The sequence below is a fragment of the Streptomyces sp. NPDC020597 genome, from assembly GCF_044335095.1.
Lineage (GTDB): Bacteria > Actinomycetota > Actinomycetes > Streptomycetales > Streptomycetaceae > Streptomyces.
This window is the reverse complement of sequence record NZ_JBIRUL010000003.1, coordinates 127,154-141,139: the sequence shown is the minus strand read 5'-3', so window position 1 is coordinate 141,139 and position 13,986 is coordinate 127,154. Positions and strand designations below refer to the sequence as shown.

General features: G+C 72.6%; 16 protein-coding genes and 1 pseudogene. 9 read left to right on the top strand and 8 right to left on the bottom strand.

Translation table 11 applies throughout. The features are described 5' to 3' along the window. Positions 1-147: 147 nt before the first annotated feature. A complete protein-coding gene (locus ACH4ZA_RS06820; RefSeq protein ID WP_319278100.1) occupies positions 148-894 on the bottom strand; it encodes a copper homeostasis protein CutC in 747 nt (248 codons plus the stop codon). An 88-nt stretch (positions 895-982) separates the two neighbouring features. On the opposite strand from ACH4ZA_RS06820, the gene ACH4ZA_RS06815 reads away from it, so the two are divergent. The 3 genes and pseudogenes from ACH4ZA_RS06815 to ACH4ZA_RS06805 all read left to right on the top strand — a co-directional run bounded on the left by ACH4ZA_RS06815 (position 983) and on the right by ACH4ZA_RS06805 (position 3,138). Then, positions 983-1,627 carry a hypothetical protein gene (locus tag ACH4ZA_RS06815; protein ID WP_398428348.1) on the top strand — a complete coding sequence of 215 codons (645 nt, stop codon included), beginning with the start codon at positions 983-985 and terminating at the stop codon, positions 1,625-1,627. A 32-nt stretch (positions 1,628-1,659) separates the two neighbouring features. After that, positions 1,660-2,154 (top strand): annotated as a pseudogene (locus ACH4ZA_RS06810) (GNAT family N-acetyltransferase); the annotation flags it as partial. A 111-nt stretch (positions 2,155-2,265) separates the two neighbouring features. Further along, entirely contained in the window at positions 2,266-3,138 is an 873-nt protein-coding gene (locus ACH4ZA_RS06805; protein WP_398428346.1) for a hypothetical protein, read from the top strand. Here ACH4ZA_RS06805 and ACH4ZA_RS06800 read toward each other — a convergent pair. Further along, entirely contained in the window at positions 3,128-3,457 is a 330-nt protein-coding gene (locus ACH4ZA_RS06800; protein ID WP_319278095.1) for a DUF4031 domain-containing protein, read from the bottom strand. The genes ACH4ZA_RS06805 and ACH4ZA_RS06800 overlap by 11 nt on opposite strands. Positions 3,458-3,464: 7 nt before the next feature. After that, complete coding sequence (locus tag ACH4ZA_RS06795) at positions 3,465-3,848, bottom strand: hypothetical protein (RefSeq protein ID WP_319278093.1); 384 nt, start codon at positions 3,846-3,848, stop codon at positions 3,465-3,467. A 268-nt stretch (positions 3,849-4,116) separates the two neighbouring features. On the opposite strand from ACH4ZA_RS06795, the gene murQ reads away from it, so the two are divergent. The 3 genes from murQ to ACH4ZA_RS06780 all read left to right on the top strand — a co-directional run bounded on the left by murQ (position 4,117) and on the right by ACH4ZA_RS06780 (position 7,220). Next, on the top strand, positions 4,117-5,052 hold the full coding sequence (murQ, locus tag ACH4ZA_RS06790) for an N-acetylmuramic acid 6-phosphate etherase (protein ID WP_319278091.1): 936 nt from the start codon (positions 4,117-4,119) through the stop codon (positions 5,050-5,052). Positions 5,053-5,068: 16 nt separating this feature from the next. Next, positions 5,069-6,586, top strand: coding sequence for a PTS transporter subunit EIIC (locus ACH4ZA_RS06785; RefSeq protein WP_398428344.1), 1,518 nt, complete (start codon positions 5,069-5,071; stop codon positions 6,584-6,586). Between the two features lie 64 nt (positions 6,587-6,650). After that, complete coding sequence (locus ACH4ZA_RS06780; protein WP_319278087.1) at positions 6,651-7,220, top strand: hypothetical protein; 570 nt, start codon at positions 6,651-6,653, stop codon at positions 7,218-7,220. 37 nt (positions 7,221-7,257) lie between these two features. Here ACH4ZA_RS06780 and ACH4ZA_RS06775 read toward each other — a convergent pair whose 3' ends face one another. The 3 genes from ACH4ZA_RS06775 to ACH4ZA_RS06765 are packed head-to-tail and all read right to left on the bottom strand — an operon-like array spanning position 7,258 to position 8,970. Continuing rightward, positions 7,258-8,385: an NADH:flavin oxidoreductase gene (locus tag ACH4ZA_RS06775; protein ID WP_319278085.1), complete on the bottom strand. Its 1,128-nt coding sequence runs from the start codon at positions 8,383-8,385 to the stop codon at positions 7,258-7,260. Positions 8,386-8,431: 46 nt separating this feature from the next. Further along, entirely contained in the window at positions 8,432-8,746 is a 315-nt protein-coding gene (locus ACH4ZA_RS06770; protein WP_319278083.1) for a hypothetical protein, read from the bottom strand. Further along, on the bottom strand, positions 8,743-8,970 hold the full coding sequence (locus ACH4ZA_RS06765; RefSeq protein ID WP_319278080.1) for a hypothetical protein: 228 nt from the start codon (positions 8,968-8,970) through the stop codon (positions 8,743-8,745). The genes ACH4ZA_RS06770 and ACH4ZA_RS06765 overlap by 4 nt, the downstream gene beginning before the upstream one ends. A gap of 113 nt (positions 8,971-9,083) precedes the next feature. On the opposite strand from ACH4ZA_RS06765, the gene ACH4ZA_RS06760 reads away from it, so the two are divergent. The 3 genes from ACH4ZA_RS06760 (at position 9,084) to ACH4ZA_RS06750 (ending at position 11,225) form a co-directional block, all read left to right on the top strand. Further along, on the top strand, positions 9,084-9,923 hold the full coding sequence (locus ACH4ZA_RS06760) for a helix-turn-helix transcriptional regulator (RefSeq protein ID WP_319278078.1): 840 nt from the start codon (positions 9,084-9,086) through the stop codon (positions 9,921-9,923). Beyond that, a complete protein-coding gene (locus ACH4ZA_RS06755) occupies positions 9,907-10,113 on the top strand; it encodes a DUF397 domain-containing protein (RefSeq protein WP_319278076.1) in 207 nt (68 codons plus the stop codon). Before ACH4ZA_RS06760 ends, ACH4ZA_RS06755 begins: the two co-directional genes overlap by 17 nt. A 278-nt stretch (positions 10,114-10,391) precedes the next feature. Continuing rightward, the gene (locus ACH4ZA_RS06750) at positions 10,392-11,225 is read left to right on the top strand and encodes a hypothetical protein (protein WP_398428341.1); all 834 of its coding nucleotides are present in this window, start codon (positions 10,392-10,394) and stop codon (positions 11,223-11,225) included. Positions 11,226-11,331: 106 nt separating this feature from the next. Here ACH4ZA_RS06750 and groL read toward each other — a convergent pair whose 3' ends face one another. Next, positions 11,332-12,954 carry a chaperonin GroEL gene (groL, locus tag ACH4ZA_RS06745; protein WP_107443349.1) on the bottom strand — a complete coding sequence of 541 codons (1,623 nt, stop codon included), beginning with the start codon at positions 12,952-12,954 and terminating at the stop codon, positions 11,332-11,334. 424 nt (positions 12,955-13,378) lie between these two features. Further along, entirely contained in the window at positions 13,379-13,585 is a 207-nt protein-coding gene (locus tag ACH4ZA_RS06740) for a cold-shock protein (protein WP_007493268.1), read from the bottom strand. Positions 13,586-13,986 lie beyond the last annotated feature (401 nt).

Sequence of the window (13,986 nt, the reverse complement as noted above, 5' to 3'; positions counted from 1 at the left end):
GTGGGGCGGGCGGCGGGGCGGACAGGCGGCCGGCGGGGCGGGCGCCCGTCGGGCCCCGCGCCCCGCGGGCTCGCGTGCCTCACGCCCCGCCGGGTCGCGCCCCCCACGTCCGGCGGCTCGGCCTGCCCGGCTTGCGGCGCGGTCGGCCTAGCCGGCTTGCCCCGCGCGCGCCGCCGGGGTGGTGTGCGGCCCCGGTTCGGTGTGCTCGCCGTCCACGGCACGGCGCCACTCGCGCACGGCGTGTGCCGACACCGGGCCGGACCAGCCGTCCGGGCGGGCCGCGCCGCCGATGTGGAACGCGTCGATCCCGGCGGCGCGCAGCCGCGGGAGGTGACCGAGGCGCAGGCCGCCGCCGACGAGGAGGCGCTGCTCGTAGCCCGGTTCACCGTGCCGGGCGGCCTCGGCGAGCAGGGTGGGCAGCCCCGCGTCGACCCCGGCCGGGGAGCCGGCGGTGAGGTAGGCGTCCAGTCCCGGCAGGCCGTCCAGCTGCTTGCGCAGGGCATCGCGGTCGGCGGCGTGGTCGAGGGCGCGGTGGAAGGTCCAGCGGCAGCCGTCCAGCTCGGCGACGATCCGCTCCACCGCGGTCAGGTCGACCGCGCCCTCCGCGTCGAGGAAGCCGAGCACGAACTCCCGCGCGCCGGCCGCGCGCAGGTCGGCGGCGGCCCGCACGAGGCGGTCGACGTCGCCGGCCGCGAAACCGTCGGACATGCGCAGCATCACGCGCAGTGAGAGGTCGACGGCGGCCCGGATTCCGGCGAAGACCGCGACCGGCGGGGTGAGCCCGTCGGCGGCCATGTCGGTGACCAGCTCGAGGCGGTCCGCGCCTCCGGCCTGGGCGGCGACCGCGTCCTCGGCGTCGAGGGCGATCACCTCCAGAACTGCACGCTTGCTCATGGGTCCCCATTCGTCGGCGTTCCGCACCGGGCGCGCTTATAGGTCTAGTCCAATTGAAGAATACGCCGGTCGGCTGGACAATGAGGCCATGGCCGATCTCGACGCGCTGCGCACCCGTTTCAGCCACGCCCTGGAAGGGGTCAGGGGGCCGGGCGGCGGCGCCGACCCAGCGCCCTACGCCGACGCCCTCCTCACCCGCTGGCAGGAGCCCCAGCGCCGCTACCACACGCTGGCCCACCTCACCGACGTCCTCGACCGCGTCGACGTCCTGCAGGCGCACGCCGCCGACCCGGACGTCGTCCGGTTGGCCGCCTGGTTCCACGACGCCGTCTACCTTCCCGACCGCTCCGAGAACGAGGAGCGCTCCGCCCGTCTCGCCGAGCGCGCCCTCGCCGAGGCCGGCGTGCCCGCGGACCCGGCCGCCGAGGTCGCGCGGCTCGTCCGGCTCACGGTCAGCCACGACCCGGCCGACGACGACCCCGACGGCCGGGTCCTGTGCGACGCCGACCTCGCGATCCTCGCCTCGCCGCCGTCCGCGTACGCCGCCTACACCGCCGCCGTCCGCGAGGAGTACTCCTTCGTGCCGAACGACGCCTTCCGCGCAGGCCGTTCGGACGTCCTGCGCCAACTCCTCGCCCTGCCCCGCCTGTTCAGGACGCCGTACGGGAGCGAGCACTGGGAGGACACCGCCCGCTACAACCTGCGCGCCGAGCTGGAGCTGCTGGCCTCATGACCGCCGCCGCGCAGCAGCCCGCCGCCCCGAGCATCCCCGCCGGGCGGCTCACCCTCGTGGGCGTCTCCCCCACCGTCGCCGCCGGACTGCGGGCGGGCGGCGGCGGGGGCTTCAGCTGGCTCGGCGGCTCCCCGTTCGACGGCACCCGCGACGCAGCCGGAATGCTGGCCACGGCGTACGCGGCCGGCGTGCACCGCCCGGAGTTCGGCCTGTACGTCCTCGTACGGCACTCGGACGGCCTGGCCGTCGGCAGCATGGGCTTCCACGCCGCTCCCGACGACGACGGCCGCACGGAGATCGGGTACGACCTGGTCGAGGCCGCCCGCGGCCGGGGCTACGCGACCGAGGCCCTGCGCGCGCTCGCCGGATGGGCGTTGGCGCGGGACGACGTACGACGTCTGTTCGCGGTCGTCGAACACGTCAACGCCCCCTCGCGAGCCGTGCTCGAACGGGCCGGCTTCGTCCGGGTCGGCGAAGGCGAGGGGGAGTACGCGTATGAGCTGCGCGGGCGACCGCAGCTGACGTAGCCGCGGCCGATCTTCGTCGCTTCGGCTCCCGGCGCCGTCCCTCCGCTTCGGATAATTCCGACACGACCGCCCGCGCGCGGTCGCGCACGCCGGGGGAAACGGGGGAACGTCATGAGCACGACCGGCCCGTCCACGCCACCGGATCCTCCCGACCCCCACCGGCTGGCCCGGCAGAGCCTGCGGTGGGCCATCATCGGGGTCGTCGTCAGCTCGGTGCTCGCCGTCGTGGGCATCTACCAGTCGTCCCACGGGGGCGGGGGCGGCGGGACCGGCGGTTCGAGCTCCAGTTCCACCTCCGGTTCCGATTCCGGTTCGGCCTCCGGCTCCGGCTCCGGCTCCGGCGGCGACTCCGCTTCGGGATCCGCGACGGGCGACGGCGGCACGGACGGGACGACGACGGACGGCGCCGCGGAGGGGACGAGCGACGGGACCACGACCGGCGGCAGCCCCGGACCGTCCGACTCCGGCGGCACCTCCGACGGCGGCACGGCCGGAGGCGGCACCGACGGCGGCGGCACCGACGGCGCGGGGAGCGACGGACTGACCGCGGGCGAGCGCGCCCTGCGCGACACGCTCAACAGCGACCAGTGGTCGCGCGACAGCTGCTCGCACACCGAGTGGCGGGGCGCGGACGCCGCCCTGTTCTGCACGGTGACCACGGTCGACCAGTACGGCGTCTCGGGCACCGGCAAGGCGAGCGTCATCATGTACGGGACCAAGTACGACCGCGACGCCGTCTTCCAGTCCTACGCCGCCCGTCTGCAGCCGGGGGACTGCGAGTCGCAGACCAACGTCTACGGCACCTGGCGCGAGAACAACACCGGCGACTCCGCCGGGGACGTCGTCTGCTTCCTCTCCAGCACCGGGCAGTACGTCTTCCTCTGCTCGTACTACGACCGCCCGGCCCTGGTCCAGATCAGCGGCCCCGACCACGCGAGCCTCGCGGCGTGGTGGCACACCATGGAACCGGTCTTCAGCGGCTGACGCCGCCGCCGTCCCCGCGACCCCCGTCCGGGCCGCCGTCCCCCTGCTCCCGGTCCCGGCCGCCGCCCTTGCGCCGGCGCAGGCCGGACTCCGTCAGCAGCCGCACCACCTCACGGCTGCTCACCTCGACCGCGCCGGCGGCCACCACCTCGTCGTAGCGAGGGGACGGGATGTCGTAGTGGTCGCGTTCGAAGGCCCGCCGGGGGACGCCCAACCGGTCGGCGAACGCCTGCAGTTCGGCATACGAGACGTCGCTGACCAGGTGCGACCACATCCGGCCGTGCCCCGGCCAGTTCGGCGGGTCGATGTAGACGGTCATGAGCGCCTCACGAGGACGGCCCGCTTCCCGTGGCCGACCCCAGCGAGCCCACCGAGGCGACCTTCACCCCAGCCTTGTGGCACACCCAGTGCGGGTCGGGACCCAGTTCGGGCTCGACCTCGAGGGCGTGCGGATCGCCGGAGCCGCAGACCGGGCACAGCGGCCAGCGCCCGTGCCGCTCCAGCAGCGCGTCCTGCACGTCCTGGGCCACCAGACCGGCCACGAACGGCGCGCCGTCCGGCCACTGCTCGACCCACCAGCGGCGCTGCACGACCGAGTCCTCGACCATCGACACCACGTCGGCCGCCGCGACCTCGCCCGAGGCCAGGTCGGCGAGCACCAGGGCACGCGCCGTGTGCAACGTCTGTTCGAGGGGGCTCGTGGGGTCCATGCCCCTATTGTGCGCACTCCCGGCCTGCTCCCGGACAGCGAGACGTTTCCCATGCCGCCCACTCCACCGGCTCCGGCCGCGCGGGCGAGCCCCGCAGCGGCTCCGGCCGCGTCGTACGCGGCCTCGGCCCACCGGCGGCGGTAGATGTTGCGGGGCCCCCGCCTCACCGCACCCACCGCCGCACCGTTCCCACCGCCGCACCGCACCCGCCCCATGCCGCCCCTGCCGACCAGAGAGAACCGGAATCGCCATGAACTCCATGAACTCCATGAACTCCACTGCCGGCTTCCAGGATCTGCGCGCCGCGCTCGACACCCTCGCCACCGAGGCCTTCCGCCCCGACCTCGCCGAGATCGACCGCCTCCCCACCCTCGACATCGCCCAGCTGATGAACGCGGAGGACGCCGGCGTCGCAGCCGCCGTGGCCACGCAGCTCCCGCGCATCGCCGCCGTCGTCGACGCGACGGCGGCACGGATGGCGCGCGGCGGACGGCTGGTCTACGCGGGCGCGGGCACCGCGGGACGGCTCGGCGTGCTCGACGCCTCCGAGTGCCCGCCCACCTTCGGCACCGACCCGGGCCGGGTCGTCGGCGTGATCGCCGGCGGCCCGCCGGCCATGACCGTCCCGGTCGAGGGCGCCGAGGACTCGCCCGAGCTCGCCGAGGCGGATCTCGCCGCGCTCTCGCTCACCGCCGACGACACCGTGATCGGCGTCTCCGCCTCGGGCCGCACTCCCTACGCCGTCGGCGCGGTGCGCCACGCCCGCGCCCGCGGCGCGCTGACCGTCGCGCTGGCCTGCAACCCGGGCAGCGCGCTGGCGGCCGCCGCCGAGCACGCGATCGAGGTGGTGGTGGGCCCCGAGCTGCTCACCGGCTCGACACGGCTGAAGGCGGGTACCGCGCAGAAACTCGTGCTGAACATGGTCTCGACGATCACGATGATCCGGCTGGGCAAGACGTACGGGAACCTGATGGTCGACGTCCGCGCCTCCAACGAGAAGCTGCGCGCCCGGTCGCGGCGGATCGTCGCCCTGGCGACGGGCGCGGCGGACGACGAGATCGAGGCGGCGCTCTCGGCGGCGGACGGCGAGGTGAAGGCCGCGATCCTGGTGGTGCTGGCGGGGGTGGACGGAGCGGCCGCCGCCCGCCTTCTGGAGGAGTCCGGGGGACATCTGCGCGCCGCTCTCACCGCGGCGGGCCGCTGAGCCGCACGCTCGGGGGGTGCGCATCGACTCCTCCTCCACAGCCGCCGCGATCCTGCCCCTCGTGGGCGGCCCCGCGAACGTCCTCTCCGTCGCCCACTGCATGACCCGGCTGCGACTGGACCTCGCCGACCCGTCCCGGGCGGACGAGGCGGCGCTGCGGGCGGTGCCCGGGGTGCTCGGGGTCGTGGTGGCCGACGGCGCCTTCCAGGTGGTCCTCGGACCGGGCGTGGTGACGCGGGTGACGGCCGACTTCGAGAAGCTGACGGCCGCGCACCGGCTGGCGGCACACGGCGCCGGGCTGAAGGCGCGGCAGCGCGAGCGCAACGCGACCCCGCTGAAGGGCGCCCTGCGCCGCCTCGGCGCCGTCTTCGTCCCCCTCGTCCCGGCCCTGATCGGCTGCGGGATCCTGGCCGGTGTCAACGGCCTGCTCCTCAACGCGGGCCGGCTGCCGGGGCTCACGCCGGCGCTGACCGCGATCGCCTCCGGCTTCATGGCGCTGATCGCCGTCTTCGTCGGCCACAACACGGCGAAGGAGTTCGGCGGCACGCCGGTCCTCGGCGGCGCGGTCGCGGCGATCGTCGTCCACCCGGCCGTCGCGAAGGTGACGGCGTTCGGGGTGACGCTGGCTCCCGGGCAGGGCGGCGTCCTCGGTGCGCTGGCCGCCGCGCTGCTGGCGACGTACGTGGAGAAGCAGTGCCGCGGCCGGGTCCCGGAGACGCTGGACGTGCTCCTCACCCCCGCCCTGACGGTCCTGGTCGCCGGCCTCGGCACCCTGTACGGGCTGATGTACGCGGCCGGCGCGGTCTCGGCGGCCATCGGCACGGCGGCGGACTGGCTGCTGACGACGACGGGCGCGTTCGCCGGCCTGCTGCTCGGCGGCCTCTTCCTGCCGCTGGTGATGCTGGGCCTCCACCAGGCCCTGATCCCCGTCCACACCACGCTCATCGAGCAGCAGGGGTACACGGTCCTGCTGCCGGTGCTGGCGATGGCGGGCGCGGGCCAGGTCGGCGCGGCGGCGGCGGTGTACGTCCGGCTGCGCGACGACGCGGCGCTGCGGACGACGATCAGGTCGACCCTCCCCGCCGGGCTGCTGGGCGTCGGCGAGCCGCTGATCTACGGGGTGTCCCTGCCGCTGGGCCGCCCCTTCCTCACCGCCTGCGCGGGCGGCGCGGCCGGCGGCGCCTTCATCGGGTTCTTCGCGATGCTCGGCGACCGGGTCGGGGCGACGGCGATCGGCCCGTCGGGCTGGGCCCTGTTCCCGCTGCTGGCGGGCGACCGGGGGCCGGGCGCGACGGCGGCGGTCTACGCGGGCGGCCTGCTGACGGGGTACGCGGTCGGTTTCGCCGCGACCTACGCCTTCGGCGGCGTCCGAGCAACAGCCGCGGCCCTTTCCCCCGCGACCACCACCCTCGACACCGCTCCCCCGGACAAGCCCGGCCCCCTCACCCCGCCCGTGGCGACCACCCCGCCCGACCCGGCCACCGCGACCGCCACGGGCACCGCGACCGCGACGGGCACCCCGCCCACGCACTGAGGCCGCTCCCGCGCACGCCGGCCGGCGAGAGCCGTCGTCCGGCGTGCGCCCTACCCTTGGGGCCATGAACCACGCCCAGCTCACCGCGCTCGGCCGTGCCCTCCGTGTACTCGGCGAACACGGCGACGCCCTCACCGCCGACACCCCCGACGCCCGGTTGCACGAGGTCAAGGCCGATCTGCGGCGGGCGCTGGAGCTGCTGGACGACAGCGTGGTCGGCGCCGTCCCGACCACCCGCTGTGCCGAACACCCGTACGGCCCGGTCGACCAGGCGGCCGCCGACCTGTGCCTGCTGTGCGAGACGCGCCGCCGGGCGGCCCGGCGCGCCGAGTTCAACGGCCCGCCGCCGCAGGCGCCCCACACCACCCCCGCCCCTTCGAGGTACGGCACCCGCGCCGACCGCCCGCAGCCCCAGCAGCGCTGGCTGGCGGAGCTGTGGAACGGCCAGGAGTGGCAGCTCTGCGGAACACCGCGGCGGGACCGGCGCGAGGCGGAGCTGTACATCGCCGCCCTGCGCCGCGGGTCCCGTCCCGCGATGGCCTACCGGCTCGTGCACGAGTTCACCGACTACGAGGTCCTGCGGATCTGGGGCACCCCGGTGAAGGTCGACATCGAGCCGCTCGGCAACCTCTGAGCGCCCCGTCTCGCGGACGGCACAGGCGGGTCGACGCTCAGCTCAGGGTGCGCAGCGCGGCGGCGTCGTAGGGCTTCAGCTCGTCGAGCCGGCCGCCGAGCACCTTGGCCGCCCACTCCGGGTCCTGGAGCAGCGCACGGCCGACGGCCACCATGTCGAACTCGTCGCGCTCCAGACGGTCCAGGAGGTCGTCGATCCCCTTGACCGGCGCGCCCTCGCCGGCGAAGCCCTTGAGGAAGTCGCCGTCGAGGCCGACGGAGCCGACCGTGATGGCGGGCTTGCCGGTGAGCTTCTTCGTCCAGCCCGCGAGGTTGAGGTCGGAGCCGTCGAACTCCGGGAGCCAGTATCGGCGGGTGGAGGCGTGGAAGGCGTCGACGCCGGCGGCGGCGAGCGGGGCGAGGAGGGCCTCCAGCTCCTCGGGGGTCTCGGCGAGACGGGCGTCGTAGGCGTCCGACTTCCACTGCGAGTAGCGGAAGACGACCGGGAACTCGGCGGAGACGGTCGCGCGGACGGCGGCCACGATCTCGGCGGCGAACTTCGTGCGTGCCACGAGGTCGCCGCCGTAGGCGTCGGTCCGCCGGTTGGTGCCGGCCCACAGGAACTGGTCGAGGAGGTAACCGTGGGCGCCGTGCAGCTCCACGCCGTCGAATCCGATGCGCTCGGCGGCGGCCGCGGCCTCGGCGAACGCGCCGATCACGTCGTCCAGGTCGCGCTGGGTCATCGCCTTGCCGGCGCCCTCGGTGCCGTCCAGCCGGATGCCGGAAGGCCCGACGGCGGGCGCGTCCGCGTACGGCGGCTCACCCTGCTTGCGCACCATGCCGATGTGCCACAGCTGCGGCATGATCTTCCCGCCGCCCGCGTGCACGGCCTCCGCGACCTTCGCCCAGCCCGCGAGCTGCTCGTCCCCGTGGAACCGCGGGACCCGGTCGCTCTGCCCGGCGGACTCGTGTCCGACGTAGGTGCCCTCGGTGACGATGAGACCGACGCCGGCGGCGGCCCGACGGCCGTAGTACGACACGACGTCCTCGCCGGGAACGCCGTCCGGGGAGAACATGCGCGTCATGGGGGCCATGACGATGCGGTTCGGGACGGTCAGTCCGTTGATCGAGACCGGCCGCGAGAGGATCTCGGCGGCGCGCGAAGCGGCGGGCTGGGTGATGCTCACGTGGGGGACTCCTCGGGACGGGAACCAGGCGGTATGTGCACACGCATCAAGTACGCTCCCCACGGAACGCCTCCGGCCCCCCGCCCCATTCCTCTCCTGCCGCCCCGCCTCTGTGATCCCGCCCACGCGCCGCCCGGGTTTCCGGCATCTCGCGCCGCACCGGAGCCACGCCGGAGCGGGCGTCACGGTTCAGCCGGCGCACCCGCTCCCGCAGCACCTCGTCCGCGGACACCTCCCCCACGTCCTCCGGCGGACAGTCCCACTCCCGCCCGCCGCCCACCGGCCGCAGCACCACCGCACCCTCCGACCGCTCCATGACCTCGCCGATCCGGCCGGTGCGCGTGTCCAGGACGTACCTCACGCATCGCCCCCCGCCCTACGCAGCGCGGCCGCGATGCGCGAGGCCACGCCCAGGTTGCAGCGCCCCAGGTCGATCAGGGCGTACGGGTCTCCGTGCGCGCCCGACACCGGGTCGATCCGCAGCGACGGCAGGATGACGCCCGCCTCGCCCAGAGCGGCGCGCAACTGCTCGACGGCCTCCTGGGCCGTCCGCGCGGGCCGGTCACCCGTCGTCGTCTCCGCCATGTCCATCCCTCCACGCTGAGTGTTCACGTTCACCACACAGCGTGGTCGCTCCGCTTCTAACCTGGCGAGATGGGGCGTCCCAACAACACCATCTGTACGACCAGGGGGTACCCGTGTCCGGACCTAAGGACCTCGACCCGTCGTCGTCACCCCGCGCCCTGCTGGGGGCGGAACTGCGGCACGCGCGCGAGAAGGCCGGTCTCAGCCAGGACGAACTGGGCCAACGATTGTTCGTGAGCGGTTCGTTCATCGGACAGTTGGAAGCGGGGGCGCGACGCATGCAGCCGGAGTACGCGCGCATGCTTGACGAAGCCCTGGGAACGAAGGGATTCTTCGCGCGAAACTGCAAGGCGGCGGCCAAATCGAAGTATCCGGAGAGCTTCACGGAGGCCGTGGAGGCGGAGGCCGTCGCCACAGTGATCAGGCAGTACGCGCCACTTCTGATCCCTGGACTGCTCCAGACGCCGAGGTACGCACGAGCCGTATTTCGCGCGTACCGGCCGACGGCACCCGAAGAGGAGATCGACGAACTGGTGGCGGCTCGCATCGACCGTGCCCACGTCCTCGCCGATCCAACAAAACCGTTGTTGTGGGCGGTGCTTGACGAGGCCGCGTTGCGTCGAGTGACAGGTGGAGCTGCGGTGATGGCGGAATCCCTGCGTCACGTCGCCGATCTGGCCCGCGAAAACCGCGTGATCGTGCAGGTACTGCCACTCAACATAGGGGCGCACTCTTCCATGGAGGGTGCCATCAAGCTGATGGACTTCGAGGACGCCCCGCCCGTGGTCTTCCTCGAGCACGTCGGCACCGGACGTCTGGAGGACGACCCGGCCACCGTCGGCCGCCAGAAGCATGCCTTCGAACTGCTCACTGCCTGCGCGCTCTCCCCCAAGGACTCCCTGGCCCTCATTGAGGCGATGGCGCAGGATTACGCCCATGAGGAGCATCGCTGAGTACGACCTGAACGCAGCTGCCTGGTACAAGTCCAGCTACAGCGGGGGCAGTGGCGCCGACTGCCTGGAGGTCGCCCTCGGCCACCCCACCCTCATCCCCGTCCGGGACTCCAAGGCCCCCCTGGGCCCGAAGCTCGTGTTCCGGGCCCAGGCCTGGTCCGCGTTCGTGGAGAACATCAAGGCCGGCTGACCCGCGCCCGCCCCGAAGCTCAAGCGCCCAGCCCCGAGCGCTCTTTCCAGGGAATGGGTGGAGGGCCTCAACCCACCCTCCCACCCAAAGAGTTGACGCGCAGCGACCGGTTTGCCACGGAAGGTCACCAGGCTTTACGGTGCGCACAACGAAACAGCCCCCGCCGGTGCTCCAACACCTACGGGGGCCTGACCTACGAGATCGATCGAGAGCATCGACCTGTGGCTGACGCAAAGCCTAGTACCGCACCCCTGCCCTCGCACGCATCCCCGCACCCGATGGCCAATCCGGGCTACGGAAAGCGGGCCGCTGCGGACCAACTCCCCCGCACGAAGCGCGACTTTGCGCACCTGCCACCCCGCGAAGCGGCCATCGCCGCCTACATCGACCGCCTCCCCGACGGCACTGACATCTCGGTGAAGTCGCTGGCCAAGCAACTCCCGTACGGCCAGTGCGCGCTGCGCACCGCCCTCAACCGCATCCAGCGGGCGGGCCACTTGAGGCGGGGACGGGAACGGCTGAAAACCGCCTCGGGCGAATTCCGCTGGATCACCCGAACGTGGTTCACCCGCACGGCGCGTGACGACGGCTGGTGGGCGAGCTTCACCCGGGGTGACGTACCGGAGCCGGAGCAGCCGCCCGACCCGGCCCGGACCACGCGCACCCGCGCCCACATCCTCCTCGCCGCCCTCGGCCGCACGACCCCCGCCCTCTCCCTCTCCGCCGCCGACTGCGCGCGGCTCGCCCCGCTGGTGGAGGAGTGGTTCGCGCGGGGAGCCACGGAGGAGACGCTCCTCGCCGCGCTCACCGCCGGGTTGCCCACCCCCGTCCACAGCCCGGCGGCCCTGCTCAACCGCCGCCTGACGGACAAGATCCCGCCCCCGACGCCACCGGCCCCGCCCCCGCCTCGCCGCCGTCTGGAGTGCACGGAGTGCGGGGTCCCCGGGCACCCGGAAGCCCTACCCGGGGGCATCTGTCGTGGCTGCCGGGGCGAACGCGCGCCCGTGAATCCCCCTGCGCCCCTCCCCGCCGTCGCTGTCCACACGCGTGCGGCCGGGATTCGTGCGGCGATGTCCCAGCAGCGCCCGGAAAGGAAGCCGACACCCCGATGAGTGGGACGGCCCTCGGGCACCCCGGAGAAAAGCCCGAGGGCGGCGCCCCCCGTTTCCGGGAGGTGCCGCCCTCGGTCGAAGGACAGACGATCAACCGTCAGGTCGATCAGAAGTCCATGTCACCGCCCGGCATGCCGCCGCCGGCGGGCGCGGCGGCCTTCTCCGGCTTGTCGGCGATGACGGCCTCGGTGGTGAGGAACAGCGCGGCGATGGAGGCGGCGTTCTGCAGAGCGGAACGCGTCACCTTCGCCGGGTCGATGATGCCCTCGGCGATCATGTCGACGTACTCGCCGGTCGCTGCGTTCAGGCCGTGGCCGACCTGGAGGTTGCGGACCTTCTCCACGACGACGCCACCCTCGAGACCACCGTTGACGGCGATCTGCTTGAGCGGGGCCTCGAGCGCGATGCGCACGGCGTTGGCGCCGGTCGCCTCGTCACCCTCGAGCTCCAGCTTCTCGAAGACGGCGGACGCCTGGATGAGCGCCACGCCACCACCGGCGACGATGCCCTCCTCGACGGCGGCCTTCGCGTTGCGGACGGCGTCCTCGATGCGGTGCTTGCGCTCCTTGAGCTCCACCTCGGTGGCGGCGCCGGCCTTGATGACCGCGACACCGCCGGCGAGCTTCGCCAGGCGCTCCTGCAGCTTCTCGCGGTCGTAGTCCGAGTCGCTGTTCTCGATCTCGGCGCGGATCTGGTTGACGCGGCCCGCGACCTGGTCCGAGTCGCCGGCGCCGTCGACGATGGTCGTCTCGTCCTTGGTGATGACGACCTTGCGAGCCTTGCCGAGCAGGTCGAGGGTCGTGTTCTCGAGCTTGAGACCGACCTCCTCGGAGATGACCTCGCCGCCGGTGAGGATGGCGATGTCGTTCAGCATCGCCTTGCGGCGGTCGCCGAAGCCCGGGGCCTTGACCGCGACGGACTTGAAGGTGCCGCGGATCTTGTTGACGACCAGGGTCGACAGGGCCTCGCCCTCGACGTCCTCGGCGATGATCAGCAGCGGCTTGCCGCCCTGCATGACCTTCTCGAGGAGCGGGAGCAGGTCCTTGACGTTGGCGATCTTGGAGTTCGCGATCAGGATGTACGGGTCGTCGAGGACGGCCTCCATACGCTCCATGTCGGTGGCGAAGTACGCCGAGATGTAGCCCTTGTCGAAGCGCATGCCCTCGGTGAGCTCGAGCTCCAGACCGAAGGTCTGCGACTCCTCGACCGTGATGACGCCTTCCTTGCCGACCTTGTCCATCGCCTCGGCGATGAGCTCGCCGATCTGGGTGTCGGCGGCGGAGATGGAGGCCGTGGAGGCGATCTGCTCCTTGGTCTCGACATCCTTCGCCTGCTCGAGCAGGGCGCCGGAGACGGCCTCGACGGCCTTCTCGATGCCGCGCTTGAGAGCCATCGGGTTGGCGCCGGCGGCTACGTTGCGCAGGCCTTCCTTGACGAGGGCCTGGGCGAGGACGGTCGCGGTGGTCGTGCCGTCGCCGGCGACGTCGTCCGTCTTCTTCGCGACTTCCTTGACCAGCTCGGCGCCGATCTTCTCGTACGGGTCCTCGAGCTCGATCTCCTTGGCGATGGAGACACCATCGTTGGTGATCGTGGGGGCGCCCCACTTCTTCTCGAGGACGACGTTGCGGCCCTTGGGGCCGAGCGTCACCTTGACGGCGTCCGCGAGCTGGTTCATGCCGCGCTCGAGGCCGCGCCGCGCCTCCTCGTCGAACGCGATGATCTTGGCCATGTGAAGTGGTCCCTCCAGGACTGGGGGTGATTCCTTCGGACCGCGCCCGCGCCCGCGACGGACGGCTCGCCGGCCATGTGGTTCCTTGCCCCACCTGGCCTGCGGGCCTCACCGACCCGGTCCTTCGTTGTCACTCTCACCTTCAGAGTGCTAACGCCAATGATTAGCACTCGCCCATGCCGAGTGCAAGCGCCTCGGGACGATCCGCAGGTGAACAGGGGGCGTCCGGACGGCGCGCGCCCCTCGGCAGGGCGTCGAGGAGGCCGGTCCGGGACTCCCGCCCCCCGCCGCTCGCCCACGGCCTTCACCCCTCGCCCGCCGCCCCGCGTCGCCGTCCCGGGGCATGCCGAAGGGCTCGCACCCCGGGAGGCGCGAGCCCTTCGAAGATGAAACAGAAGAACGACGCTGTCAGTCGGCGCGTGCTTCAGCCGGTCGCGAGACGGACCATGTCCGCCTGCGGCCCCTTCTGGCCCTGCGAGATCTCGAAATCGACCCGCTGACCCTCTTCCAGGGTGCGGTAGCCGTCCATCTGAATCGCGCTGTAGTGGACGAAAACATCCGCACCACCGTCGACCGCGATGAAGCCGTACCCCTTCTCCGCGTTGAACCACTTGACGGTGCCCTGAGCCATGCCTAACTCCCCTATTACTGGCCCTTGCACAGATCCACACTTCGTGGATCCGGGTCAGACCTCACCCCCCAGTTGGTTGGGGGCGTGCGCCGGAACGCGTCGACCGCGGCTGAATGTATCTGCCCAACTGCCCTCTGCAACAGGTCAGTCGGACGAGAATTCTGGTCGCGCGAGATCCGGAATGTGGCGCAAATTCGCCAGAATTCAGGGCAAGTCGGGCCCTGCAAAAGCCACATAAGCCGCATAAGCAGCGCACACTTTGGCTGCTTCTTGTCGGGCACGGGCGGAAATAAAAGGCTCCGGAACCGGTGATCAGGACCGGGTTCCCCAACTGTACCGCGCTCAACCACACTGAATTGCCCCCTCCGCTTCTATCGCGGAGAGGGCAATTCGATGAACTC